This window comes from Actinomadura sp. B10D3 (assembly GCF_039871695.1).
Taxonomy (GTDB): Bacteria; Actinomycetota; Actinomycetes; order Streptosporangiales; family Streptosporangiaceae; genus Spirillospora; species Spirillospora madurae.
This window is the reverse complement of record NZ_JBDPLY010000033.1, coordinates 46,879-73,005: the sequence shown is the minus strand read 5'-3', so window position 1 is coordinate 73,005 and position 26,127 is coordinate 46,879. Positions and strand designations below refer to the sequence as shown.

The window sequence follows — 26,127 nt, the reverse complement described above, 5'->3', positions numbered from 1 at the left end:
CTTCGCCCCATGCCGGACATCGTCGCCCCGGGCGACCGCCTCGGGGAGCGCTACCGACTCGAACGGCCCCTCGGAGCCGGAGGCATGGCGACCGTCTGGCGCGCGGTCGACCTCGTCCTCGACCGCGCCGTCGCGGTCAAGGTGCCGATGGAGGGCCGGCCCGCGGAGTTCACCCGGCGGCTGCGCCAGGAGGCGCAGGCCGCCGCGGCGCTCACCCACCCGAACATCACCGGCGTCTACGACTACGGCGAGCACGACGCAGGGCCGGTGGGATGGCAGGGCCACATCCCCTACGTGGTCATGGAGCTGCTGGACGGGGAGACCCTGGCGACGCGGCTGTCCCGCGGCCCGCTTCCCTGGCGCGAGGCGGCCGGGACCTGCGCCCGCGTCGCCGACGCCCTGGCCGCCGCCCACGCCGCCGGCATCGTCCATCGCGACATCAAGCCCGCGAACGTCTTCCTCACCCCGGTCGGCGTGAAGGTCCTGGACTTCGGCATCGCCTTCACCGGCACGCCCGACGGCCGGGTCATGGGCACGCCCGCCTACGTCGCCCCCGAACTGCTGACCGGCACCGATCCGACCCCGGCGGCCGACATCTACTCGCTGGGCGTCGTCCTGCACGAGTGCCTGACCGGCGCCCCGCCCACCCCCGCGTCCACATTCCGGAAGGACGTCCCGGACGAGGTCGCCGACCTCTGCCGCGCGTGCCTGTCACCGGACGCCGGCGCCCGTCCCACCGCCCCGGAGGCGGCCCGGCGGCTGGCGGACGGCGCCGGGGTCCAGCTCGCCCAGCTGCCGCCCGGCGGCGCGGACGGGCCCGCGGAGCAGGCGGCTGCGCCCCCGTCCGAGACCCCGACCCGCGTCCTGGACGACCCCGCTCCACCCGAAGAGCCGCTGGACGAGGCGGACGAGCCCGGTGACGAGGACCCGGCCGGCGAGGCGCCGATGCCGGAGCGGCCCCCGCCTCCAACCCAAAGCGTCGACGAGCATGGCGCGGCCGGGCCCTCGACCCGTAAGCCGCTGGTCATCGCCGGCGGCGCGGTGGGGGCGGCCGCGGTGGTCGCGCTCCTGCTCGCCGCCCTGGCGCCCGGATCGTCCGACGGCGAGAAGCCCGCGCCGCCCCCGGGCACCGCGTCGCCCACGCGGACGGCATCGGCGGTCGCGTGCTCGGTGGCGTACCGGGTCGAGGAAACGTGGCCGGACGGCTTCAAGGCGGCGGTGCGGATCACGAACCTCGGCGACGCCGCGATCGACGGCTGGAAGCTCGGCTTCGCGTTCCCGGACGGGCAGGCGATCACCCAGATATGGAACGGCTCCCAGGAGCAGGACGGCGCGTCCGTCACGGTGACGGCGGCGGACTGGAACCGGTCGATCCCGCCGGACGGGACCGCCGAGTTCGGGTTCCTCGGCAGCCAGGACGGTGAGAACGGATCCCCGTCGCGGTTCACGCTGAACGGCGCGGAGTGCCGCGGCTGACCTCCCGAGATGGGAGCGCTCCCAGATCATCGTCGCAGGTCAGGAGAGCCTCAGCCGAATTGATGCGGCCCGACCTATTGTCCGGCGGCCTGTCCGGGGCTTACGATCCCGGCAATCGAAGCGCTTCGACAGGCACTCGGTCCCACCCCGGAGGAAGACCCATGATCAAGGCAGGCAGGAGCGCGGCGGTGCTCGCCGCCCTTGCCGCGGCGGCGCTGTCGCTCACGGCGTGCGGCGGCGACGGCGGCGGCTCCGGCGGCAAGGAACTGAAGCTCTGGCACTACGAGGCCCCCGAGAGCGCCATGGGCAAGGCCTGGAACGAGGCCATCAAGGAGTTCGAGGCCACCCACCCGGGCGTGAAGGTGACGTTCGAGGAGAAGGGCTTCGAGCAGATCCAGAAGACCGCCCCGATGGTCCTCAACTCCAAGGACGCGCCCGACGTCATGGAGTACAACAAGGGCAACGCGACCGCCGGCATGCTGTCCAAGCAGGGCCTGCTCACCGACCTCACCCCCGAGGTGACCAAGCGAGGCTGGGACAAGCTGATCAGCCCGAACGTCCAGGTCACGGCCAAGTACGACGCCAAGGGCACGATGGGCGGCGACAAGTGGTTCGGCGTGCCCAACTACGCCGAGTACGTGCAGGTCTACTCCAACAAGGACCTCTTCGAGAAGCACGGCGTCGAGATCCCGACGACGTTCGCCGAGCTCACGGCCGCGATGGACGCGTTCGTCGCGAAGGGCGTCACGCCGATGACCAACGCGGGCGCCGAGTACATGGCGCACCAGTTCGTCTACCAGCTCGCCCTCGACAAGGCCGACCAGAACTGGGTGAACGCCTTCCAGCGCTACACCGGCAAGACGAACTTCAACGACGCCGCCTGGACGTACGGGGCGACCACCTTCGCCGACTGGGTGAAGAAGGGGTACGTCGCCAAGAAGTCCGTCAGCCTCAAGGCCGAGGACGCGGGCGTCGCGTTCATGAGCGGCAAGTTCCCGATGATGTTCTCGGGAAGCTGGTGGTTCGGCCGGGTCGCCTCCGAGGCGAAGTTCGACTGGGAGACCGCCGTGTGGCCCGGCGCGAAGATGACGCTCGGCTCCGGCGGCAACCTCTGGGTCGTCCCCAAGGGCTCGAAGAACAAGGAGCTCGCCTACGACTTCATCGACATCACGATGAAGAAGAAGGCGCAGAACATCCTGGCGAACGCGGGCGGCGTCCCGGTCGCGGCGGACGCGTCCGCGGTCACCGACGCGAAGGCCAAGAAGCTCATCGCCGACTTCGACGCGCTGACGAAGTCCGGCGGGCTCGCGTACTACCCGGACTGGCCCGTCGCCGGGTTCTACGACGTGTGGGTGTCGCAGACGCAGAAGCTCATGAACGGCACCGCGCCCGGCGAGGTGCTGGGCGCCGTCCAGAAGGCGTACGAGGACGGTCTGCCCAAGTGATGGAGCAGGGCCGCGGCCGGTCGCGGGAGCAGTGGGGGTACCTGCCCTACCTGCTCCCCGGCCTCCTCCTCTTCACCGCCGTCATCGGCGTGCCGTTCCTGATGAACGTCGGGACGAGCTTCACCGAGTGGTCGGGCGTCGGCAGCCCGAAGTGGATCGGGCTCGGCAACTACCGGGAGCTGGTGCGCGACGACCAGTTCTGGGCGTCGTTCGGGCACAACGCGCTGATCATCCTCGGCATGGCGGTCGCGCCGACGCTGATCGGGCTGGTGCTCGCCGCCGCGCTGACCGACCTGATCGGCCGGCACTTCGGGCCGCGGACGGCGAGCGTCCTGCGCGCGTGCGTCTACCTGCCACAGGTGCTGCCGATCGTCATCGCGGGCGTGGTGTGGAGCTGGCTGCTGGCCCCCGAGGACGGCGCGGTGAACGCCCTGCTGGCCGAGATCGGCCTCGGCTCGCTGGCGCACGACTGGCTCGGCGACCCGGCGACCGCGCTGTGGAGCGTCATCGGGGTGATGGTCTGGATCCAGATCGGCTTCCCGCTGGTGATCTTCATGTCGGGCCTCCAGCGGGTCGACCCCTCGCTCTACGAGGCCGCCGAGATCGACGGCGCCACCTGGGCCCGCCGCTTCTGGCACATCACGGTCCCGCAGATCCGGCCGGAGATCTTCGTCGTCCTCCTGTGGACGACGATCGCCGCGCTGAAGGCGTTCGCGCACATCTTCGTCCTCACCAAGGGCGGGCCGGGCGGCGCGACGAACGTTCCGGCGTACTACTCCTGGGTCAGCTTCTTCGAGAAGTCGGACGTGGGCTACGGCTCGGCGATCGCGACCGTGCTCACGCTCCTGATCATCGCGCTGACCATCGTCTTCCTGCGCATGCAGGGCCGTGACCTGGAGGAAGCCCGATGACGGCGACCCTGACCAGGAAGGCGGGGACCCCGCCGCGCACCGGGCGGGCCACGGCACGCAGGCGCCGCCGGGGCCCGTCCGCCTACGCGGTGCTGGTGGCGCTGGTCGCGTTCGCCGGCGTGATGCTGATCCCGTTCGCGGTGGTGGTCTTCAACGCGCTGAAGACGCCGGAGGAGTACACCTCGCAGGGGCCGCTGTCGCCGCCGGACGGTTTCGACCTGGACGCCGTGCGCGCGTTCTGGGAGCGGACGGACTTCGGCCACGTCCTGCTGAACAGCGTGTTCATCAGCGGCTCCGTGGCCGTCCTCGCCGTCCTGCTGTCGGTGCTGAACGCCTACGCGCTCGGCATCGGCCGCATCAAGGGGCGCATGTGGGTGCTGGTCCTGCTGCTGATGGCGAACACGGTGCCGCAGGAGGCGCTCGTCTACCCGCTGTACTACCTGTCCAAGCAGGTCGGCCTGTACGACACGAGGCTCAGCGTGATCATCGTGTTCACGGTGATCCAGTCGGCCTTCGGCACCTACCTGCTGTCGTCGGTGCTGTCGGCGTTCCCCCGCCCGCTGCTGGAGGCGGCGCGCATCGACGGCGCGGGCCGCCGGCAGGTGCTGTGGCGCGTGGTCGTCCCGGTCGTCCGGCCCACCCTGTCGGTGCTGCTCGTCTTCTTCTTCGTGTGGACCTGGAACGAGTTCCTGATCCCCATGGTCTTCCTCATCTCCAACGAGAACCAGACGGTCTCGGTCGCGCTCGGCGTGCTGCAGGGGCAGCGCCTCATGGACGCCACCATGTCCAGCGCCGCGTCGTTGCTCGGCCTCCTCCCGACCGTCGTCTTCTTCCTCATCTTCCAGCGCACTCTCGCGCGCGGACTGACCGCAGGAGCCATCAAGTAATGAAGTTCAGCGACGGCTACTGGATGATGCGCGAGGGTGTGCGGGCGTCTCATCCGGTGGAGGTCCTCGACGTCGACGCCGGGTCCGGGTCGTTCCGGGTGTACGCGCCCGTGCAGCGGATCCGGCATCGCGGTGACCTGCTCAAGGGGCCCGTGGTGACGGTGACGTGCGAGTCGCCGATGCCGGACGTCGTCGGCGTCACCCTCACCCACTTCGCGGGGGAGCGGAGGCGCGGCCCCGACTTCGAGCTGGCGACCGACCCCGCCGGGGCGGTGTCCGTGGACGAGGAGGCGGCGACGCTGACGTCCGGCGCGCTGTCGGTACGGGTCGGGCGGGAAGGGCCGTGGGCCGTCGACTTCCTGGTGGACGGACGGCGGCTGACCGGCAGCGCGCCCAAGGCTCAGGCCGTCATCGACACCGATGACGGGCGCCATTACGTGCGGGAGCAGCTTGACCTGGGCGTCGACCATTTCGTGTACGGGCTCGGTGAGCGGTTCGGGCCGCTGGTGAAGAACGGCCAGTCCGTGGACGTGTGGAACGCCGACGGCGGGACGGCGAGCGAGCAGGCGTACAAGAACGTGCCGTTCTTCCTGACGAACGCGGGGTACGGCGTGTTCGTCGACCACCCGGGGCGCGTGTCGTTCGAGGTGGCGTCGGAGGCCGTCGCGCGGACGCAGTTCAGCGTCGAGGGCCAGTCGATGCGGTACTTCGTCATCTACGGGCCCTCTCCCAAGGAGATCCTGCGGAAGTACACGGCCCTCACGGGACGTCCCGCGCGGTTGCCGGAATGGTCGTTCGGTCTGTGGCTGTCCACGTCGTTCACCACGGACTACGACGAGGAGACCATCACCTCGTTCATCGAGGGGATGGCGTCCCGCGACCTACCGCTGAGCGTGTTCCATTTCGACTGCTTCTGGATGCGCGAGTTCCAGTGGTGCGACTTCGAATGGGATCCGCGCGTGTTCCCCGACCCGGAGGGGATGCTGCGCCGGCTCCGCGAGCGCGGCCTGCGGACGTGCGTGTGGATCAACCCGTACATCGGGCAGCGCTCACCCTTGTTCGAGGAGGGCCGAGCACGCGGCTACCTGCTGAAACGTCCGAACGGGGACGTGTGGCAGTGGGACAAGTGGCAGCCCGGCCTGGCCGTCGTCGACTTCACCAACCCCGAGGCGCGGGAATGGTACGCGGGGAAGCTGGAGGCTCTGCTCGACATGGGCGTCGACTGCTTCAAGACCGACTTCGGGGAGCGCATCCCGACGGACGTCGCCTACCACGACGGATCCGATCCGGAGCGGGCTCACAACTACTACACCTATCTCTACAACCAGACGGTCTTCGATCTGCTGCGCAAGAAGCGCGGCGAGGGCGACGCGGTGGTGTTCGCCCGTTCCGCGACGGCCGGCGGGCAGCGCTTTCCGGTGCACTGGGGCGGGGATTCCGAGTCGACGTTCGAGGCCATGGGGGAGAGCCTGCGCGGGGGCCTTTCCCTCGGCATGTCGGGGTTCGGGTACTGGAGCCACGACATCGGCGGTTTCGAAGGGACGCCCGATCCGGCGCTGTTCAAGCGGTGGATCGCGTTCGGGCTGCTGTCCTCGCACAGCCGCCTGCACGGCAGCCATTCCTACCGGGTGCCGTGGCTCTTCGACGACGAATCCGTCGACGTTCTGCGGCAGTTCACGCATTTGAAGATGCGGCTCATGCCGTACCTGGCCGGCGCTGCCCGCCAGGCCTCCGGGGAAGGCCTGCCGATGATGCGGGCGATGGTCGTCGAGTTCCCGGACGACCCCGCCTGCACGCATCTGGAACGGCAGTACATGCTCGGCGACGACCTGCTCGTCGCGCCCGTGTTCTCGTCCGGCGGGGAGGTCGCGTTCTACGTGCCGGAGGGCGTGTGGACGCACTACCTCACGGGCGAGCGCGTCAAGGGCGGCCGCTGGGTCCGGGAGCGGCACGGGTTCGGCAGCGTGCCGCTGCTCGTCCGTCCAGGAGCGGTCATCCCGGATGGCGCCGTGCAGGACCGCCCGGACTACGACCACGCGCATGACGTCACGTTGCGCGTGTACGAGCCGTCGGAGGGAACCACGGTGGTCACCCAGATCGGCGACACGACCTTCACCATGGCGAGAAACGGTGGAAACCTGCGCGTGACGGGGGACGGGGCCTGGAACGTTCTCCTCGTCAACGCACGGGTGGCCGAGGTTCAGGGCGGAGAGGTCGCGGACCATCCGCACGGTGTCCTCGTCAGGGCGACCGGTGGCGAGCTGCTCATCACGCTGGAAGGGGAGAACTGATGGCGTTCCCGGAAGGGTTCCTGTGGGGCGCGGCCACCGCCGCCTACCAGATCGAGGGGGCTGCTCAGGAGGACGGCCGCGCGCCGTCCATCTGGGACACGTTCAGCCACACGCCGGGCAAGGTTTTCAACGGCGACACCGGCGATGTGGCCACCGACCACTACCACCGCAGGCAGGACGACGTCGCGACGATGGCCGAGCTCGGCATCGGCGCCTACCGGTTCTCCATCTCCTGGTCGCGCGTCCTCCCGGACGGGACGCCGAACCAGAAGGGCGTGGACTTCTACTCCCGCCTCGTCGACGAGCTGCTCGAACACGGCATCGCCCCGGTCGCCACCCTCTACCACTGGGACCTGCCGCAGGCCTTGGAGGACGCGGGCGGCTGGCCCGAGCGGGACACGGCCCACCGGTTCGCCGAGTACGCCGAGCGCATCGGCCGAGTCCTCGGCGACCGCGTCCACACCTGGACGACGCTGAACGAGCCGTGGTGCTCGGCGTTCCTCGGCTACGCGTCCGGTGTGCACGCGCCCGGACGCAGCGACCCGGCCGCCGCGCTCGCCGCCGCCCACCACCTCAACCTCGCGCACGGCCTGGGAGTCCGGGCACTGCGCGGTGTGGTCCCGGCGTCGGCCCGGCATTCGGTCACCCTCAACCTGCACCATCTGCGCGGAGACGCGGAGGCCGTCCGGCGGGTGGACGCCGTCTCCAACCGCGTGTTCCTCGATCCGATGCTGGGGCGCGGCTACCCCGCCGACCTCCTGGACGACACGGCGTCCTTCACCGACTGGGGCTTTCTGCACGACGGCGACGAGGAGCTCATCGCCGCGCCGCTCGATGTTCTGGGCGTCAACTACTACTCGCCCACGCTCGTGCGGGACTGGGACGGGGTCTCCCCGCGCGCACACGCGGACGGCCACAAGCAAGGCGCCGCGACGCCGTTCGTCGGGTGCGACAACGTGGAGTTCGCCGAGCAGCCCGGCCCCTACACGGCGATGGGCTGGCCGGTGGACGCGTCCGGCATGGAGGAGCTGCTCCTGCGGCTGCACCGCGAATACCCGCACGTCCCCCTGATGGTCACCGAGAACGGTGCCGCGTTCGACGACGTCGTGGACGGCGACGGCCGCGTCGGCGACGACCGGCGCATCGCCTACCTGCGCGACCACATCGCGGCCGTCGAAAGGGCGTGCGAGGCCGGTGCCGACGTGCGCGGCTACTTCGCCTGGTCGCTGCTCGACAACTTCGAATGGGCCTACGGCTACTCCAAGCGCTTCGGCCTCGTCCACGTCGACTACGCCACCGGCGACCGCACCTGGAAGGACAGCGCCTCCTGGTACCGCGACACCATCGCCCGCGGACCGTCATGACAGGGGCATGCGGAGGCACGGCGGGGGCGGCTCTCGCCCGCGCTTCCCCAGGTGCCGCACGGCTAGCATCGTTCGCACCCTGCACCCCTTCGAGGACGACGGGACGGTCCGTGGTCAAGATCACTGATGTGGCGCGGCACGCGGGAGTGTCGCCGAGCACGGTCTCCTACGTGCTGAGCGGGAAACGCTCGATCTCCGAGGAGACCCGGCGGCGCGTCCGGGAGAGCATCCGCGAGCTCGGGTACCGGCCGCACGCGGGCGCCCGCGCGCTCGCCAGCAGCCGCTCCAACGTGCTCGCGCTGATGATCCCGCTGCGCTCGGGCATCGCGGTCCCCGTCGTCATGCAGTTCGCCGTGTCGGTCGTCACCGCCGCCCGCGCCCACGACCACGACGTGCTGCTGCTCACCCAGGACGAGGGCGAGGACGGCCTGCGCCGCGTCGCCGACAGCGCCCTCGTCGACGCGCTGATCGTCATGGACGTGCAGATGAAGGACCCGCGGCTGCCGCTGCTGCGGTCCCTGGACCGGCCGAGCGTGCTCATCGGCTTCCCCGCCGACGCCGGCGACCTGACCTGCATCGACCTGGACTTCCACGCCGCCGGCGCCCTCTGCGTCGAGCACCTGGCCGGGCTCGGCCACCGGGAGATCGCGCTGATCGGCTCGCCGCCCGAGGTGTACGCGCGGCAGACCGGCTACGCCCAGCGCGTCGCGGACGGGTTCGCCGAGGCGGTCCGCCGGCACGGCCTGACCGGGGACGTCCACCCGTGCGAGGCCACCGCGGAGGCCGCCCGCGCGCTGGTCGCGCGGCTCCTGGCCGACCGTCCCGGGCTCACCGGCGTCCTCGTCCACAACGAGCCGGTCGTCGGGCCGGTCGTGCGGGCGCTGCGCACCGCCGGGCGCCGCGTCCCCGAGGACGTGTCCGTCGTCGCGCTGTGCCCGGACGAGATGGCCGAGCACGCCGAGCCGCAGCTGTCGTCCGTCGCGATCCCCGCCGAGGAGGTCGGCGGGCGCGCCGTGGAGCTGCTGATGGCCAAGCTCGGCGGCGTCCCCGTCCCGGCCGCCACCCTGCTTCCGCCCACCCTGACCCGGCGCGCCAGCAGCGCGCCCGCCGCGCACTGAACCGCACGAGACCGACCGGCACGACAAGGAGGTGAGGGGCCGTTCCGGCCCGTTATCGAAGCGCTTCGATAGTCATCGCTCGGGGGCAAGGCCACAAGGAGAACCGGTGCGGAGAAACCATCGAAACCCCCGTCCCCCCGGCCGGCGCAGCCGGTCGCTGACCCTCGTCCTGGCCGCCGCGCTGGCGGCCCCCCTCGCGTGGACGGCGCCCGCCGCCGCCCGCGAGACCCCGCCCTTCCGGAACCCGCGGCTGCCCGTCGCCGCCCGCGTGGACGACCTGCTCGGGCGGCTCACGCTCGACGAGAAGGTCTCGCTGCTCCACCAGTACCAGCCCGCGATCCCGCGCCTCGGCATCGGCCGGTTCAAGACCGGCACCGAGGCACTGCACGGGGTCGCGTGGTCCACCGACGTCCACAACGGCGGCGCCGTCGTGACCGCGAAGGGCACCGTGTTCCCGCAGTCGGTCGGGCTCGGCGCGACCTGGGACCCGGCGCTGCTGAAGCGGATCGGCTCGGCCGTCGGCGACGAGGCCCGCGGCTACAACAGCGAGAACCCCGACGTCTGGGGCCTGCAACTGTGGGCGCCGGTCGTCAACCTGCTCCGCGACCCGCGCTGGGGCCGCAACGAGGAGGGCTACTCCGAGGACCCGCTGCTCACCGGCCTCCTCGCCACCGCCTACGGCCGCGGCATCGAGGGCGACGACCCCGACCGCCTGCGGGCCGCGCCCGTGCTCAAGCACTACATGGCCAACAACAACGAGATCCGCCGCGACCAGACCTCCTCCAGCCTGCGGCCCCGGGTGAAGAAGGAGTACGACGAGGTCCCGTTCAAGATCCCGCTGACCCGGGACGCCGCGACCGGGATCATGACGTCCTACAACCTCGTCAACGGGCGCCCGGCGACGGTCACCCCCGACGCCGGCGGGCTGGTCCGCTCCTGGAGCGACCGGACGCTGTTCAACGTCACCGACGCGGGCGCGCCGAACGGGCTGATCAACGCCCAGGCGTACTATCCCGACCTCCCCTCCGGCGACGCCGCCGTGCTCAAGGCGGGCGTCGACAGCTTCACCACCGACGACACCAACTCCTCGATCACGATCAACGCGGTGAAGGAGGCGCTGTCGCGCGGCCTGCTCGCCGAGTCCGACGTCGACCGCGCCGTCCGGCACATCCTCGGCATCCGGGTGCGGCTCGGCGAGTTCGATCCGGGCGGCGGCCCCTACGGGAAGATCACCGAGGACGTGGTGGACAGCCCCGCCCACCGCGCCCTCGCCCGTAAGGCCGCGACCGAGCAGATGGTCCTGCTGAAGAACCAGGGCGGGACGCTGCCGCTCTCGACCGGGAAGGTCGCGGTCGTCGGGCCGCTCTCCAACACGCTGTACACCGACTGGTATTCGGGGTCGCTGCCGTACAAGGTCACGCCGCTGGACGGCATCAGGAAGCGCGCCGCGTCGGTGGCGACCAGCGAGGGCGTCGACCGGATCGCGCTGAAGGACGTCGGCACCGGCAAGTACATCGCAGGCGGGACGGGCGCGGGCGCCGTCCTCAAGACCGGGCCCACCTCGTCGGCCGACGCGACCACCCAGTTCGACGTGTTCGACTGGGGCCAGGGCATCGTCACCCTGCGCAGCGTCGCCAACGGCAAGACCGTCGGGCGTTACAACTGGGGCGACAACTTCGCCAACGACCAGGACCAGCCGAACAACTGGTTCGTCCAGCAGATGTTCAAGCTGGAGAAGCAGGACGACGGCGACTACCTGCTCCGCTACGCCGGGTACGAGAAGGCGTACGACTGGGCCGACCCGGCGAAGACCTACGTGAAGACGCAGGACGACGGGACCCTGGCCCTGACGACCAAGGACGACGCGTCCCGGTACGCCAAGGACGCCGTCAGCAGCGGCGTGGACTCGGCGGTCAAGGCCGCCACCGGCGCGGACACCGCCGTCGTCGTGGTCGGCAGCATGCCGTTCATCAACGGCCGCGAGGACCACGACCGCACCACGATGGCGCTCGCCGAAGGGCAGTCGGAGCTCATCAAGGCCGTGCGCAAGGCGAACCCGAACACGGTCGTCGTGGTGGAGAACAGCTACCCGACCACCCTCACCTGGGAGCAGGAGAACATCCCGGCGATCCTGTGGACGAGCCACGCGGGCGCCGAAACGGGCAACGCCCTCGCGTCCGTCCTGTTCGGCGACGAGAGCCCGTCCGGCAAGCTTCCGCAGACCTGGTACCGCTCCGAGAGCGACCTGCCCGACATCCTTGAGTACGACATCATCAAGACCGACCGGACGTACCAGTACTTCAAGGGGCAGCCGCTCTACCCGTTCGGCCATGGCCTCTCCTACACGAGCTTCCGGTACGGCAAGCCGAAGCTCAGCAGCCGTTCCGTGGGACGCGATGGGACGGTGACGGTCACGGTGCCGGTGACGAACACCGGCAAGAAGGCCGGAGACGAGGTCGTCCAGCTCTACACGCACCAGCGCGACTCCCGTGTGAAGCAGCCGGTGAAGAGGCTGCGCGCCTTCGCCAAGGTCCATGTCGAACCCGGGAAGACCGTGCCGGCGAAGCTCCGTCTGGCCGCGTCCGACCTCGCGATCTGGGACGTGACGCGCAACCGGTGGGCGGTGGAGAAGTCGGGGCACGACCTGCTGATCGGCTCCTCGTCCACCGACATCCGGCAGCGCGCCACGCTCGCCGTGCGCGGCGAGACGATCCCCGACCGCGACCTGGCGAAGCCGACCCGCGCCGCAGACTTCGACGACCAGAACGGCATCGAACTCGTCGACGAGACGAAGACGGCGGGCGACGCGGTGGCCGGTGCGGCGGGATCCTGGCTGAAGTTCGCGGACGCCGATCTCGGCAGGTCCGCGGGCACGGTCACCGCACGCGTCGCGGGGACGTCGGCGACCACCGTCCAGGTCCGGCTGGACCGCCCGGACGGCCCCCTCGCCGGAACCCTGGCCGTGCCGTCCACCGGAGACACGTACGCCTACAAGGAGATCACCGCACAGCTCAGCAACGCCCGCGGAAACCATGACGTCTACCTGGTCTTCACCGGCGAAACGCGCCTGAGCACCTTCTCCCTCACCCGATGATCGCCCCCCGCCCCGCCCCGGTCCGCCCGGGGCGGGGCGGTCGCTGCGAAGGACGCCAGCCATGCGTGCCAACAGCAAACCCGCCGCACCCCTCACCGCGGCCGTCGCCCTCCTCACCGCCGCCGCCCTGCTCCTCGCCCCGGCTCCCGCCCGTCCGGCCGAGGCCGCCGCACACCACGTCGGCTACGACCGCTACTCGCTCACTGTGGACGGGCAGCGCGTCCTGCTGTGGTCGGGCGAGTTCCACTACTTCCGGCTCCCCAGCCCGGCCCTCTGGCGGGACGTGCTGGAGAAGATCAAAGCCGCCGGATTCAACGGCGTGTCGCTCTACTTCGACTGGGCCTACCATTCGCGGGCCCCCGGGAAATACGACTTCACCGGCGTCCGGGACGTCGACCGGCTCCTGCGCCTCACCGAGGAACTCGGCCTCTACGTGGTCGCGCGCCCCGGCCCGTACATCAACGCCGAGACCACCGGCGGCGGCTTCCCCGCGTGGCTGAAGACCGTCCCGGGACGTGCCCGCTCCAGCGACCCGAACTACACCCGGGCCTACCGGGAATGGCTCGCCCGTATCGACCCGATCATCGCCCGTCACCAGGTCACCCGCGGCGGATCGGTCATCGTCTACAACGCCGAGAACGAGTACGCCGCCAACACCGACCCGGCCTACATGGAGGACGTCCAGCGCCAGGCCCGCGCCCACGGGATCGACGTCCCGATCAGCCACAACCAGTGCTGCGACGCGTCCTGGACGCCCACCTGGGCGACCGGCCAGGGGGCCGTGCAGATACCCGGGGTGGACGACTATCCGCAGGCCTTCGAATGCCGTGACCCCGACACCTGGGGGACGTGGGGGGAGGGCGTCACCGAACGCCTCAGCACCGGCGCCCCCGCCTACGCCGCCGAATACCAGGCGGGCGCCATCGACCTGAACCGCGCCGGCTACGAGAAGTGCCGCGAACTCACCGGCCCGAACTACATGAAAATCTACTACAAGTCGAACCTCATCACTTCGGGCGCCACGATGTTCGGCTATTACATGGCCTTCGGCGGGACGAACTGGGGACGGCTCGCCCAGCCGAACGACGTCTACACGTCCTACGACTACGGCGCGCCCATCACTGAGAACCGGCGGCTCACCGCGAAATACGACGAGTTCAAACGCCAGGGCCTCTTCGTCACCGGCGTCGCACCGCTCGCGAAGACCGATCCGGTGTCGGCTCCGGCGTCGGACAATCCGGCCGTCCACACCGAGGCCCGCGCCAATCCCGACACCGGGACGCAGTTCGTGCTGGTCCGGCACGCCGACAGGACGACCGACGACGACCAGTCCGCGAACCTCGCCTGGAACACTCCGGACGGCGCCTACACCCTCCCGGTGCGCCTCCAGGGCAGAGACGCGAAAATCCTCGTCGCGGGCTACACGATGGGTGGCCAGAGGCTGGCGGCGTCGACGTCCGAACTCCTCACCCACACGACCGCGAACGGACGCGACACAGCGGTCCTCTATGGCACCGCAGGAGTCGAAGGCACGACCATTCTCCGCTACGGCTCCCGGCCCGACGTCAAGGTCATCAGCGGCTCGGTGAAGTCCGCCTACTCCAACGGCAACCTCAAGCTCGACTACACCCACCAAGGGTTGGCCCGCGTCCAGATAACGGGCGGCGGACGTGAACCCCTGCTTCTCCTCCTCGGCACGGACGCGGAAGCGGCCAAGTTCTGGCGCTCGGGCGAAACCCTCATCCGGGGGACGGACCTGGTCCGCTCCGCCACCACGAGACATGACACCACCGCGATCCGGGCCGACCTGGCGAAGCCAGGCGACATCGAGGTCTTCAACGCGACCCGCCGCCTGACCCTCAACGGCGAGTACCTCCACGCCCGGCGGACCGGCAGCGGCACGCTGCTGGCCCGAGCCAAGGGTCCGCGCCCCGTCGAACTGCCCGCCCTGAACCATTGGCGAGGCAGGCCAGGCGCCCCCGAAACCACCCTGGAATTCGACGACGCGTCCTGGAAAGTCGCCGACCACACCACCACGGCCGGACCGATCAAGCCCAAGAAGCCACCCGTGCTCTACGCCGACGACTACGGCTTCCACTACGGCCACGTCTGGTACCGCGGCCACTTCACCGCGACCGGGGACGAGAGAACGGTCGACCTGAACGCCATCACAGGAAAGGGAGGCATCTACCAGGTCTGGCTCAACGGCCGCTATCTCGGCTCGGCCGCGGGCGGTGAACAGAAGGACGCCGACGCCCCCGTCAACGAGAACCCCGGTCCGGGGACCTTCGACATCCCCGCCGGCCTCCTCCCCAAGGGCGAGAAGGCCGTCCTTTCCGTCCTGGTCGAGAACATGGGCCACAACGACGACTGGACCGCCGACGACTACCGCCAGAAACAACCGCGCGGCCTGGTCAACGCCGACGTGACGACCAACCCGATCACGTGGCGCATCCAGGGCACGCGTACCTACGACCCGCTGCGCGGCCCGCTGAACACGGGCGGTCTCTATGGGGAACGTGAGGGCTGGCACCTGCCGTCCGCCCCCACGAAGGCCTGGGTTACCGCATCACCGACCGACCCCATAGGGCCAGGCGTCCACTGGTACAGCACGAACGCCCGCCTGGCTCTGCCCAAGGATCAGGACGTCCCCGTAACCCTTCACATCGAGCCGGGAACCGGCCGCTACAGATCTCTCATCTTCATCAACGGCTGGAACCTGGGCGAATACGTGAACGGCGGGGTCCAGCACGACTTCACCCTCCCCGACGGCATCCTCCACCCGCACGGCCGAAACACCGTGACGCTCGCCGTCATCTCGGAGGACGCATCGAAACCGGGCCCGGTCTCCTTGAAGGCCGCCGCCAACGTGAGAGGAGGCGTCCCGGCCCCCTGAGCTGGACGTGACCCCGGCCCGGTGGGGCCGGGGTCTCGCTTTCACGGCCAGTTCCTTCAGTGTGGCCTTCCGGCCGCGCGGTCACCACCACCTGACCCGTGCCGACCCGACGTCCACGCCGGCTCCGGCGGCGTGCCCGCCGGGGAGGACGACGACGGCGCGTTCATCAACTACCCCGACACCGACCTGGCCGACCCGCGCTGGAACGCCTCGTCCACCCCGTGGCACGCCCTCTACTTCAAGGACGGCTACGCGCGGCTCCGGCAGGCCAAACGCCGGTGGGACCCGCGCGACGTCTTCCGGCACCCGCTCTCGGTCCCCGCGGCCTGAATCAGCGATAGCACAGGATCGGCCCAATTCGCGGTCAAACGGCATTGCACGAATGGGCAGACTTGATTTAAGAATGAACCGCTGGCCAGGTTGGGCCGGAGTTCAGTCTTGTTTGGGGGAGTTTGCGGCACCTAATGTCTGGATGCGGCGGGGCGCCCACCACAATTGGGCGTCCGGCCGGCCGATACCGCAGATCGCGGTGGCGAATCCAGGGAGGAAGACATGCACATGTCGCGTGCCCGTTTCCGGTGGGCGGCCGTACCGGCCGCGATGGCGGCCATCGCCTCGGCCGCGCCGGCGCAGGCGGCCGAACCCGCCGGCGTCTACCTGCTCACCATGACGCCGCAGCACGGTCCCGCCAGCTCGTGGAGCCTGTCCTGCGACCCTGACGGAGGGACGCACGGGGCCGCGTCGGCGGCCTGCGCCCAGCTGGAGGCCGTGGACGGCCACGTGGGGCGCCTTCCCGCGAGGCACGGGGCCTGCACGCTGGAGTACGCGCCCGTCAGGGTGACCGCGGACGGCTCGTGGCGCGGCGCCGCCCGCCATTTCGCGCGGACGTATCCCAACCGGTGCGCCGCGGTGCGCGACACCGGCGGAATCCTTTTCACCGGATAACCACCCAAAGACCGCGGGCCGCCGGAATGGGGAGCGGGGTGCTGTCCGGCGGCCCGCATGAAAAGGAGCGTCCATGCTGGCATTCACCGGACCGGATGTGCTGGTCGCCTACGAGCGTTCCGGCGGTTTTGCCGGAATTCGCGAAAGGGTGACCGTCGACGCCGCGGGCACGGCATTCGTCAACGACAGAAAGGTCACGCTGGAGGACGAGGAAATGCGCGGCCTGCGGGAGGCGCTGGCGCAGGTGACGACGACGCGGTCGTCGACGCGCGGCTGCGAGGTCGCCGACCACTTCACCTACGCGCTCACCTACCGCGGGCACCGGACGACGCGGTGCCGGCTGCCCCTCGACTGGCGGGCGGCCGTCACCCGGCTGGAGGCCTTGGCCCGGCGCTGAGCCCGGCGGCGCACCGTGAACGGGTCGCCGCCCTAGGAGCAGGCGCGGGTGTGCAGCTCGCGCATCCTCGCTTCGAGGGCGGCGACCGGCCCGTCCACCCGGATGCCCGGCACGACCTCCTGGATCGGGATCGCGTTGACCGGCCCGGCCGGCACGCCGAGCTCGGAACGCCACGCGGAGACCTGCGCGGAGGAGTGGATGTAGACGATGCGGCCGAGCCCGACCCAGCCGTGCGCCGCCGAGCACATCGGGCAGTGCTCGCCGGAGGTGAACACCACGGCGTCCGCCCGGTCCTCGGGCGCCATGTTGCGCGCCGCCCAGCGGGCCACCTCGAACTCGGGGTGGCGGGTCTGGTCGCCGTCCGCGGTCCGGTTGCGGTCCTCGAACAGGACCTCGCCGGACGCCGACACCAGCACGGTCCCGAACGGCTCGTCCGCGGCCTCCAGGGCCTCTTCGGCCAGCTCGGCGCAGCGGTTCAGGTGGACGAGCTCGTCGGCGGTCGGTTCGTAGGTCATGGTGTCGGTTCCTCCGAGTGGCGGACAGCCGAACGATCATAGGCCGGGGCGCGGACGGCGCGGACCGCGCCTCCCCGAAGGCACCGGTGAGGGGGCCCGCTGAGGAGCGCCGACGAGCGGCGCCGCCCCCTCACCGGCACGTTCTCAGGCGGACTCGCGCAGGACCAGGTGGGGCCGCAGGATGACCACCGGCTCCTCGACGGTCTCGCCGCGGATCCGCGAGACCAGCAGCCGGGCCATCTCCAGGCCCATCTCCTCCGGCGACTGGTGGACGGTGCTGAGCGGCGGGTCGGCCAGCGGGGCGGCGGCCGAGTCGTCGAAGCCGATCACCGCGACGTCGCCCGGGACGGCGCGGCCGTGCCGGTGCAGGACGCGCAGCGCGCCGAGCGCCATCGGGTCGTCCGCGGCGAACACCGCGTCCAGGGCCGGCTCGGCGGCCAGCAGCCGCTCCGCGGCGGCGATGCCGCTGGCCTCGCCGAAGTCGCCGTACTCGACGAACTCGGGCAGCCCCGCCCCGGCGAGCGCCTCCCGGTAGCCGGCCAGCCGGTCGATGCCCACCCCCATGTCCTGCGGGCCGGCGATGGTCGCGATGCGCGTGCGGCCGCCCGCGATGAGGTGGCCGACCGCCTCGCGGGCGCCGCTGCGGTTGTCGACGTCGACGTAGCTGACCGGGTGCACGCCGGGCGGCCGGCCGCCGAGGACGGTCGGCACGCCGTTGGCCTCCAGCTTGGCGGGCAGCGGGTCCTCGGCGTGCAGGGAGGTGAGGAGCACCCCGTCCACGTGCTGGGTGGTGAGGTACTCCTCCAGTCGGCCGTACTCGGCGGGGGAGCGGGCGAGGGCGAGCAGGAGCTGGAGCCCGGTGTCGCCGAGCCCGTTGCTGATCCCGCGGATGATCCCGGCGAAGTACGGCTCGCCGAACAACCGCTGGTCCGACTCGGCGACGACCAGCGCCACCGTGTCGGTGCGGCGGGTGACGAGCGTGCGGGCCGCGCGGTTCGGCACGTACCCGAGCTCCTCGATCGCCTTCAGCACCGCCTCGCGGGCCTGCGGGCTGACCCGCGGCGAGCCGTTGACGACCCGGGACACCGTCCCGCGGCCCACGCCGGCCCGCGCCGCGACCTCCTCCAGGGTCGGGCGCGTGCTCCTGCCCGTCATCTGGCCCCCCTCCGTCCGTACCTCGCCCCGCGGTCAGCCGCGTTCGGGCAGCCCGCCCCGCCGGATCACCCCGGCGTACCACCGTGCGCTGTCCTTGGGCACCCGGCGCTGCGTGGCGTAATCGACGTGGACCAGCCCGAAACGCTTGGAGTAGCCCCAAGCCCACTCGAAATTATCCAGCAGCGACCAGGTGAAGTAGCCGCGCAGCGGCACCCCCTCGGAGATGGCCTCGTGGCACGCGCGCAGATGCGCGTCGATGTAGGCGATGCGCCCCGCGTCCTGGACCGTGCCATCCTCGTCCGGCGCCTCGTCGTAGCCGGCCCCGTTCTCGGTGATGTACAGCGGGACGGAGGGGTACTCGCGGTGCAGCCGGGTCAGCACCTCGTACAGGCCGCGCTCGTCGATCTCCCAGCCCATCCCGGTGACCGGGCGGCCGGCCGGGACGAACCGGACGTGGTCGCTGCCGACCCAGGGGGAGTGCGTCGAGAACGGCGACGACGCGGTCTGCGCCGCCTCGCCGGGCGTGCCGGCGACGGTGTGCCGCGAGTAGTAGTTGATGCCGAGCTGGTCGATCGGCTGGTTGATCTTCGCGGTGTCCGCGTCCGACGGCGCGAACCCGTACCGGGCGGTGTCGGCGAGGACGTCCTCGGGGTAGCGGCCGCGCAGCAGCGGGTCGAGGAACAGCCGGTTCTGCAGCCCGTCGATGCGGCGCGCCGCGTCCACGTCCGCGGGATCGTCGGTCGCGGGGGACACCGCGTACAGGTTGACGGCCGCGCCGAACCGGTTGCCGGGGTGCCGGGCCCGCATCGCCTCGACGGCCAGCCCGTGGCCGAGCATCAGATGGTGCGCGGCCATCAGCGAGGCAGGCGGGTCGAGGCGTCCGGGCGCGTGCTCCCCGGACGCGTAGCCGAGGAACGCCGCGCACCACGGCTCGTTCACCGTCATCCACTGCCCGACGCGGTCGCCGAGCACCGCGTGCACGTGGGAGGCGTACTCGGCGAACCGGTGCGCGGTCTCCCGCTCGGGCCAGCCGCCCTTGTCCTCCAGGGGCTGCGGGAGGTCCCAGTGGTAGAGCGTCGGCCACGGCTCGATGCCGGCCTCCAGCAGCGCGTCCACCAGCCGCCGGTAGAAGTCCAGGCCCTCCTGGTTGAACGCGCCCGTCCCCGTCGGCTGCACCCGCGACCAGGAGATCGAGAACCGGTAGGCGGTCAGCCCGAGGTCGGCCATGAGCGCCACGTCCTCGGGGAAGCGGTGGTAGTGGTCCACCGCGACGTCGCCGGTGTCGCCGCCGAGGACCTTGCCGGGAGTGCGGCAGAACGTGTCCCAGATGGACGGTCCGCGCCCGCCCTCGCCGGCGGCGCCCTCGATCTGGTAGGCGGCGGTGGCGGCCCCCCAGCGGAACCCGGTCGGGAAGGGTTCGGCCGGAGCCGCGCTGGTGTCGTCCTGTAGGGAGGTCACGCCTTCACTGCACCTTCCATGATTCCGCCGATGATCTGGCGGCCGAAAATGATGAACACGACGAGGAGCGGCAGGATCGCCATGCTGGTCCCGGCGAACATGAGCGTGTAGTCCTTGAAGTACGCGTTCGCCAGGTTGTTGATGGACAGCTGCACCGTCGGGTTGTCGGGGTTCAGCACCGCGAGCGGCCACATGAACTCGTTCCAGGTCTGCATGAACGTGAACAGCCCGAGGACGCCCGCGGCGGGGCGCAGCGCGGGGAGCACGACCCGCCAGTAGATGCCGAACGTGGTGCAGCCGTCGACGCGGGCCGCCTCGATCAGCTCGTCCGGGACGGCCTGGTCGGCGTACTGCCGCATCATGAACACGCCGAACCCGGTGACGAGGAACGGGACGATGACGGCCTGCAGCTGGTTCTGCCAGCCCAGCTCCACCATGATCATGTAGAGCGGGATGATGCCCATCTGCACCGGGATCATCATCGTCGCGATGATCGTCAGCAGCAGCCCGTTCTTGCCGCGGAAGCGCAGCTTGGCGAAGGCGAACCCGGCCAGCGAGGCGAAGAACACCGTGGAGACCGTCACCGCGGCGGAGGCGATCGCGGAGTTCAGCAGGCCCTTGGCGAAGTAGGCCTCCGGGTTGTCGAACAGCCGGCCGACGTTGTCGGCGCCCTGCCCGCCGGGGAGCAGCGGCGGCGGGACGTCGGCGACCACGCTGTTGGTGCGGGTCGCCACGATGATCATCCAGTAGATCGGGAAGATCGACAGCACCAGCGCGACGATCAGCGTGAGGTAGGTCAGCGGGCTGGCGTTCCACATGCCGCGGAAGCGGCCGGGGCGCGCGGCGGCGTGCTTGCCTTCGGTGCGCCGGCCTCCCGGGCCGGCCAGGAGCGTGGTCACTTGGTGCCTCCGGTGCGCCGCACGGCCAGGAAGTTGATCAGCGAGAACACGATGATCATCAAGAACAGCGCCCAGGCGACGGTGGCGCCGTAGCCGTACCGGTCATGGCCGAACGCGTTGTCGTACATGTACATCGTGATCGTCTGGAACTGGTGCGACGCGCCGCCGTCCATCTTGTTCGGCGTGCCGACGCTGAACAGCACGGGCTCGGTGAACAGCTGGAGCCCGCCGATGGTCGAGATGATCACCGTGAAGATGATCGTGGGCCGCAGCATCGGGACGGTGATCTGCCAGAACTGCCGGATGCGGGACGCGCCGTCGATCGCGGCGGCCTCGTACAGGTCCTTGGGGATCGCCTGCATCGCGGCCAGGTAGATCAGCGCGTTGTAGCCGGTCCAGCGCCAGTCGACCATCATCGCGATGGCGATCCAGGACCAGCCGCGGCTGGTCGTCCAGTTGACCGGGTCGATGCCGACCAGCCCGATCACCCAGTTGATCATGCCCCAGTCGGTGTCGAACATCTGGGTGAACACGATCGCGACGGCGGCGGTCGAGGTGACCAGCGGCGCGACCATCCCGATCCGGAACAGGGTCGGCAGCCGCATCCGCCGGTTCAGCGCGTTGGCGATCATCAGCGCGATCAGCAGCTGCGGGACGGTCGAGACCGCGAAGATCCCGACGGTGTTGACCGTGGCGTGCCAGAAGTCGGCGTCGGTCAGCAGGTAGTCGTAGTTGTCGAGGCCGATGAACTCCCGCGTTCCGGACGCCAGCTCCCACTCGTGGAGGGAGACCCACAGCGTGTAGACGAGCGGGAACGCGCCGAAGAGCAGGAAGACGATGTAGAACGGCGAGATGAAGGCATAGGGGGCGCCCTTCACATCGAGCCGCGCCAGGCGGGCCCGCCAGGTGCGGCGGGATGCCGGGCGGGCCTGCGCCGGTGTGGGCGGCGGCGGGCCGTTCCGGCTGGGGCGCAGATCGGTGGTCATCGTCGTGCGCCTCCTTTCCGAGGACGGTCTGAGCAGAGGATGGGAACGGCGGCGGCGCCGGCGGGGAGGTAACGGCGCGGCGCCGCCGCCGTGGTCAGCTTGCCCGGTGGGTCACCGGGCGGCCTTCTCGGCCTCCTCGACGGACTTCGACCAGGCGTCCTCCGGCTTCTGCTTGCCCTGGCCCACGGAGATCAGCACGTTCTCCGCGGCGGACCGGACGTCCTCGTTCTTCGGCCCGAGGTGGACCGGCTTCACCGAGGCCACGAGCTGCCCGAAGATCTGGCCGATCGGGGCGTCGTTGAAGTACGCGCTCTTCGCGCCCGCGACCGCCGGGTCCTGCGCCGCCTGCGGCGAGGACGGGAAGACGTTGGCGGCCTTGAACGCGCCGACCTGCCCCTCGGGAGAGGTCAGGAACTTGGCCAGCTCGGCGGCGGCCTTCGCGTGCTTGGTCTGCTTCGGCACGGCCAGCCACGACCCGCCCCAGTAGCCGGAGCCGCCGGGCGTGGTCGCCACGTCCCACTTGCCCTTGCCCGCGTCACCCGAGAACTCCTCGATGCCCCCGAGCATCCAGGACGGACACGGCAGCGTCGCGAACGTGTCGCGCTTCAGCGCGGTCTGCCACGGCGGCGTGAAGATCGACATGTCGGCGGTGAGCTTGTTCTGCGCGAACTTCAGCGACGTGTCGAACGCCTGCTTCACCGCGGGGTTGCTCTCGTAGACGAGGTTGTCGCTCTTGTCGAAGAAGCTGTAGCCGGGGCCGGCGCCGGCGTTCTGCAGGACGGTGGCGCGGAAGACGGCGGTCGGGCCGTCCAGCCACTTGCTGCCGGGCACCTTCTGCTGGAACTTCTGCCCGGTGGCGAGGAACTCGTCCCAGGTCGGCCAGAGCTTGCCGACCTCGTCGCGCTCGGTCGGCAGGTCCGCCTTCTTGAACAGGTCCTTGCGGTAGCACATGGCGAGCGGCCCCACGTCGGTGCCGAGGCCGATGAGCTGCTTGCCGTCCGGGGTGACGCCCATCTGCCACTTCCACGGCAGGAAGTTCTTCTCCAGCTCCTTGCCGCCGTGGTCGAAGAGGTTGACGAACTTCGCTTTCTGCTGCATGTAGAGCGGCAGGATGCCCTCCTCCAGCATGACGACGTCGCCCGCGCCGCTGCCGGTGGCCATCCACTGCTGGATGCGCGGCTTGTACTCGTCCAGCGTCGAGACCTTGCGCTGCTTGATCTTCACGTTGGGGTGGGACTGCTCGTACTGCTTGTAGAGCGCGTCGTATCCCGGCTCGCCGAAGACGTCGACGGTGAGCTCGACCGGCCCGCTTTCGGAGCCGCCGTCGTCCTTGTCGTCCCCGCCGCAGGCGACGGCGAGGCCGCCGACGAGCACGGCCGCCATCGCCGTACTCAGTCCGCGCCGCATGATGGCCCTCATCGCGGACCCCTCTCAGGTTGTGTTGTGCAGGTGTGTGGGAGCGCTCCCACGAAGGAAAGACCGTGACCCGGCTCACTGTCAATGCGCCGCAACACAACCGTTACAAGAACCTGGCTCCGGCGGGAGCCCGGTCGGCGTGCGCCCGGCGGGCGGCCGGCCCTCCGTCAGCCCTCGGTGACGGGGGTCAGCCGGGCCGCCGCCGGGGCCGGGGCGGTGGACCGCCGGACGACGAGTTCCGGCCGGTAGAGCAGCTCCGTGCGGGGTGCGCGGGCCCCGCGGATCTCGTCGAGGACGGTGCTCACCGCGGCCATCGACATCTCCCGCACCGACTGCCGGATGGTGGTCAGCGGCGGGTCGAGGTAGGCGGTGAGGAGCGAGTCGTCCATCCCGGTCACCGACACGTCCGCGGGCACCCGCAGGCCGCGCGCCCGCGCGGCCCGGATCGCGCCGAGCGCCATGATGTCGTTGCCGCCGCAGATCGCCGTGCAGCCCGCGTCGAGCAGCTTCGCCGCCGCGGCCTGCCCGCCCTCGACCGTGTACATGGTGTTGACGATGAGCTCGTCCACCTCGTCCGGCGCGAGGTCGGAGTGCGCCGCCATCCCGCGCCGGAAGCCCTCGGTCTTGCGCCGCGTCGGCACGTACACGTCCTGCCCGATCGCGAGCCCGATCCGCCGGTGGCCCATTGCGGCCAGATGCGCGACGATCGCCTCCAGCGAGGCGACGTCGTCGTTCGAGATGTACGGCGCGTCGATGTCGGGCCGGTACCCGTTCACCAGGACGATCGGCAGCGCCTGCTCCAGCAGCCGCACGTAGCGGGCGCGGTCGGAGTTGGCGTTGGCGTGCAGGCCGTTGACGAAGATGATCCCGGCGACGCCGCGCTCCAGCAGCATCTCGATGTAGTCGTCCTCGGCGACGCCGCCCGGCGCCTGCGAGCACAGCACCGCCATGTACCCGTGCCGGGCGAGCGCGCTCTCGATGACCTCGGCGAACGCCGGGAAGATCGGGTTGGTCAGCTCGGGGATGATCAGCCCGATCAGCCCGGCCCGCCGCTGGCGCAGCCGGGCCGGGCGCTCGTAGCCGAGCACGTCCAGAGCGGTCAGCACCGCCTGGCGGGTTCCCGGGGACACGCCCGGCTTGCCGTTGAGCACGCGGCTCACGGTCGCCTCGCTCACCCCGGCGTGCGCCGCGATGTCCGCCAGGCGTGTCGTCATGGGTTTCAAATTATCGCTCCTCGACGTCCCACCACAGTGCGGTGTCCGGGGGCAGTTCGGCCTGTTCGCCGTCCATGTGGACCGGTCCGCTCGCGAGGAGCGGCGTTCCCCGCACGGGGACGGACACGGCGCGGCCGCCCATGTTGGCCGCGCAGGCGAGCCGCCGTTCCTCTCCGCCGGCCTCCCGGACGAAGACCAGTGTGCCCGGTGGGCCGGCCAGCCAGCGCAGCCCGCCGCCGCCGAGCGCGGGGTGCTCGCGGCGGACGCGCAGCGCCTCCCGGTAGAGGGCGAGCATGGAGCCGGGGTCGTCGCGCTGCGCGGCGACGGTCAGGTCGCGCCACGCGGTGGGGATCGGGAGCCAGGACGCCCCCGCGCCGAAGCCGAACGGCGGCTCCTCGCCCTCCCACGGCAGCGGGACGCGGCAGCCGTCGCGGCCCGCGCCCTCCCCGCGCAGCCGCTGCGGGTCCTGCTGGTACTCCTCGGGCAGGTCGAGCACCTCCGGCAGGCCAAGCTCCTCGCCCTGGTAGACGTAGGCCGAGCCGGGCAGCGCGAGCGTGAGCAGTGCCGCCGCGCGGGCGCGCCGCAGCCCCCGCTCGCCGCCGCCGTACCGGGTGACGTGCCGTTTCACGTCGTGGTTGGACAGCACCCAGGTCGCGGGCGCGCCGACCGCCTCGGCGGCGTGGAGCGACTCGTCGATCACCTCCCGCATCCCGGACGCCTCCCAGGGCGCGGTCAGGTAATGGAAGTTGAACGCCTGGTGCAACTCGTCCGGGCGGGTGTAGTCGGCGAGCCGCTCGGGGGTGGGCGCCCACGCCTCGGCCACGGCGATCCGCTCGCCGTCGTAGGAGTCGAGCAGCCGGCGCCATTCGCGGTGGATGTCGTGGACGGGGTCCTGGTCGAAGTACGGCAGGACGGCCGTGCCGAGCATCTCCGTCTGGCCGGCGTGGCCGACGTCCGGGAGGCCGGGGGCCTTGGCCATGCCGTGCGCGACGTCGACGCGGAACCCGTCCACGCCGAGGTCGAGCCAGAACTTCAGGATGTCCGCGAACTCGGCGTGGACCTCGGGGTTCTCCCAGTTCAGGTCGGGCTGCCGGGACGCGAACAGGTGCAGGTACCACTGGCCGTCCGGCAGCCGCGTCCAGGCCGGGCCGCCGAACACCGACTCCCAGTCGTTCGGCGGTTCGGCGCCGTCCGGGCCGCGCCCGTCGCGGAAGATGTAGCGGGCGCGTTCGGCGGATCCCGGCGGCGCGGCGAGCGCGGCCTGGAACCAGGCGTGCCGGTCGGAGGTGTGGTTCGGCACGACGTCCACGATGATCCGCAGCCCGCGGGCGTGCGCGTCGGCGATCAGGCCGCGGGCGTCGGCGAGCGTGCCGAACAGCGGGTCGACGTCGCGGTAGTCGGCCACGTCGTAGCCGAAGTCGGCCATCGGGGAGACGTAGAACGGGGTCAGCCAGAGCGCGTCCACGCCGAGGTCCGCCAGGTACGGCAGCCGTGACCGGACGCCGGGCAGGTCGCCGACGCCGTCGCCGCCGGAGTCGGCGAAGCTGCGCACGTACACCTGGTAGATGACGGCGTCGCGCCACCAGCGGGTCCCGCCGGCGGTGCCGCCGCCGGCGGGGACGAGCAGGGTGTCCTGGGTCATGAACATCCTTCGAGTCGG

Annotated in this window: 20 protein-coding genes; 12 read left to right on the top strand and 8 right to left on the bottom strand. The window is 70.9% G+C overall.

The genetic code is table 11. The features are described from left to right. Nucleotides 1-9 precede the first annotated feature (9 nt). The 12 genes from ABGB11_RS35390 (at nucleotide 10) to ABGB11_RS35335 (ending at nucleotide 16,824) form a co-directional block, all read left to right on the top strand. The gene (locus ABGB11_RS35390; RefSeq protein ID WP_347639849.1) at nucleotides 10-1,476 is read left to right on the top strand and encodes a cellulose binding domain-containing protein; all 1,467 of its coding nucleotides are present in this window, start codon (nucleotides 10-12) and stop codon (nucleotides 1,474-1,476) included. Between the two features lie 161 nt (nucleotides 1,477-1,637). After that, nucleotides 1,638-2,921: an extracellular solute-binding protein gene (locus ABGB11_RS35385; protein WP_347639848.1), complete on the top strand. Its 1,284-nt coding sequence runs from the start codon at nucleotides 1,638-1,640 to the stop codon at nucleotides 2,919-2,921. Continuing rightward, a complete protein-coding gene (locus tag ABGB11_RS35380; RefSeq protein ID WP_347639847.1) occupies nucleotides 2,921-3,832 on the top strand; it encodes a sugar ABC transporter permease in 912 nt (303 codons plus the stop codon). The genes ABGB11_RS35385 and ABGB11_RS35380 overlap by 1 nt, the downstream gene beginning before the upstream one ends. After that, nucleotides 3,829-4,719, top strand: a complete 891-nt coding sequence (locus tag ABGB11_RS35375; protein WP_347639846.1) for a carbohydrate ABC transporter permease — start codon at nucleotides 3,829-3,831, stop codon at nucleotides 4,717-4,719. Before ABGB11_RS35380 ends, ABGB11_RS35375 begins: the two co-directional genes overlap by 4 nt. Next, nucleotides 4,719-7,010 carry an alpha-xylosidase gene (gene yicI, locus ABGB11_RS35370; protein WP_347639845.1) on the top strand — a complete coding sequence of 764 codons (2,292 nt, stop codon included), beginning with the start codon at nucleotides 4,719-4,721 and terminating at the stop codon, nucleotides 7,008-7,010. The genes ABGB11_RS35375 and yicI overlap by 1 nt, the downstream gene beginning before the upstream one ends. Further along, nucleotides 7,010-8,374, top strand: coding sequence for a GH1 family beta-glucosidase (locus ABGB11_RS35365; protein WP_347639844.1), 1,365 nt, complete (start codon nucleotides 7,010-7,012; stop codon nucleotides 8,372-8,374). Before yicI ends, ABGB11_RS35365 begins: the two co-directional genes overlap by 1 nt. 110 nt (nucleotides 8,375-8,484) lie before the next feature. Beyond that, the gene (locus ABGB11_RS35360) at nucleotides 8,485-9,492 is read left to right on the top strand and encodes a LacI family DNA-binding transcriptional regulator (protein ID WP_347639843.1); all 1,008 of its coding nucleotides are present in this window, start codon (nucleotides 8,485-8,487) and stop codon (nucleotides 9,490-9,492) included. A gap of 106 nt (nucleotides 9,493-9,598) precedes the next feature. After that, nucleotides 9,599-12,586: a glycoside hydrolase family 3 C-terminal domain-containing protein gene (locus ABGB11_RS35355; RefSeq protein ID WP_347639842.1), complete on the top strand. Its 2,988-nt coding sequence runs from the start codon at nucleotides 9,599-9,601 to the stop codon at nucleotides 12,584-12,586. 61 nt (nucleotides 12,587-12,647) lie between these two features. Next, nucleotides 12,648-15,482 carry a beta-galactosidase gene (locus ABGB11_RS35350; RefSeq protein WP_347639841.1) on the top strand — a complete coding sequence of 945 codons (2,835 nt, stop codon included), beginning with the start codon at nucleotides 12,648-12,650 and terminating at the stop codon, nucleotides 15,480-15,482. A gap of 132 nt (nucleotides 15,483-15,614) precedes the next feature. Further along, complete coding sequence (locus ABGB11_RS35345) at nucleotides 15,615-15,812, top strand: BBE domain-containing protein (RefSeq protein WP_347639840.1); 198 nt, start codon at nucleotides 15,615-15,617, stop codon at nucleotides 15,810-15,812. Nucleotides 15,813-16,034: 222 nt separating this feature from the next. Further along, a complete protein-coding gene (locus ABGB11_RS35340) occupies nucleotides 16,035-16,427 on the top strand; it encodes an SSI family serine proteinase inhibitor (protein WP_347639839.1) in 393 nt (130 codons plus the stop codon). Nucleotides 16,428-16,500: 73 nt separating this feature from the next. Then, a complete protein-coding gene (locus ABGB11_RS35335; protein WP_347639838.1) occupies nucleotides 16,501-16,824 on the top strand; it encodes a hypothetical protein in 324 nt (107 codons plus the stop codon). A gap of 32 nt (nucleotides 16,825-16,856) precedes the next feature. Here ABGB11_RS35335 and ABGB11_RS35330 read toward each other — a convergent pair whose 3' ends face one another. The 8 genes from ABGB11_RS35330 to ABGB11_RS35295 form a co-directional block, all read right to left on the bottom strand. Beyond that, nucleotides 16,857-17,339, bottom strand: coding sequence for a nucleoside deaminase (locus ABGB11_RS35330; protein WP_347639837.1), 483 nt, complete (start codon nucleotides 17,337-17,339; stop codon nucleotides 16,857-16,859). Nucleotides 17,340-17,483: 144 nt separating this feature from the next. Further along, nucleotides 17,484-18,494, bottom strand: coding sequence for a LacI family DNA-binding transcriptional regulator (locus ABGB11_RS35325; protein ID WP_347639836.1), 1,011 nt, complete (start codon nucleotides 18,492-18,494; stop codon nucleotides 17,484-17,486). A 33-nt stretch (nucleotides 18,495-18,527) separates the two neighbouring features. Then, on the bottom strand, nucleotides 18,528-19,952 hold the full coding sequence (locus ABGB11_RS35320) for a GH1 family beta-glucosidase (RefSeq protein ID WP_347639835.1): 1,425 nt from the start codon (nucleotides 19,950-19,952) through the stop codon (nucleotides 18,528-18,530). Continuing rightward, entirely contained in the window at nucleotides 19,949-20,851 is a 903-nt protein-coding gene (locus tag ABGB11_RS35315; protein ID WP_347639834.1) for a carbohydrate ABC transporter permease, read from the bottom strand. Before ABGB11_RS35315 ends, ABGB11_RS35320 begins: the two co-directional genes overlap by 4 nt. Then, nucleotides 20,848-21,837, bottom strand: a complete 990-nt coding sequence (locus ABGB11_RS35310; protein WP_347639833.1) for a sugar ABC transporter permease — start codon at nucleotides 21,835-21,837, stop codon at nucleotides 20,848-20,850. The genes ABGB11_RS35315 and ABGB11_RS35310 overlap by 4 nt, the downstream gene beginning before the upstream one ends. 111 nt (nucleotides 21,838-21,948) lie before the next feature. Beyond that, entirely contained in the window at nucleotides 21,949-23,244 is a 1,296-nt protein-coding gene (locus tag ABGB11_RS35305) for an ABC transporter substrate-binding protein (protein WP_347639832.1), read from the bottom strand. A 176-nt stretch (nucleotides 23,245-23,420) separates the two neighbouring features. Continuing rightward, complete coding sequence (locus ABGB11_RS35300; RefSeq protein WP_347639831.1) at nucleotides 23,421-24,467, bottom strand: LacI family DNA-binding transcriptional regulator; 1,047 nt, start codon at nucleotides 24,465-24,467, stop codon at nucleotides 23,421-23,423. A gap of 10 nt (nucleotides 24,468-24,477) precedes the next feature. Next, entirely contained in the window at nucleotides 24,478-26,109 is a 1,632-nt protein-coding gene (locus ABGB11_RS35295; RefSeq protein ID WP_347639830.1) for a glycoside hydrolase family 13 protein, read from the bottom strand. Between the last annotated feature and the right edge of the window lie 18 nt (nucleotides 26,110-26,127).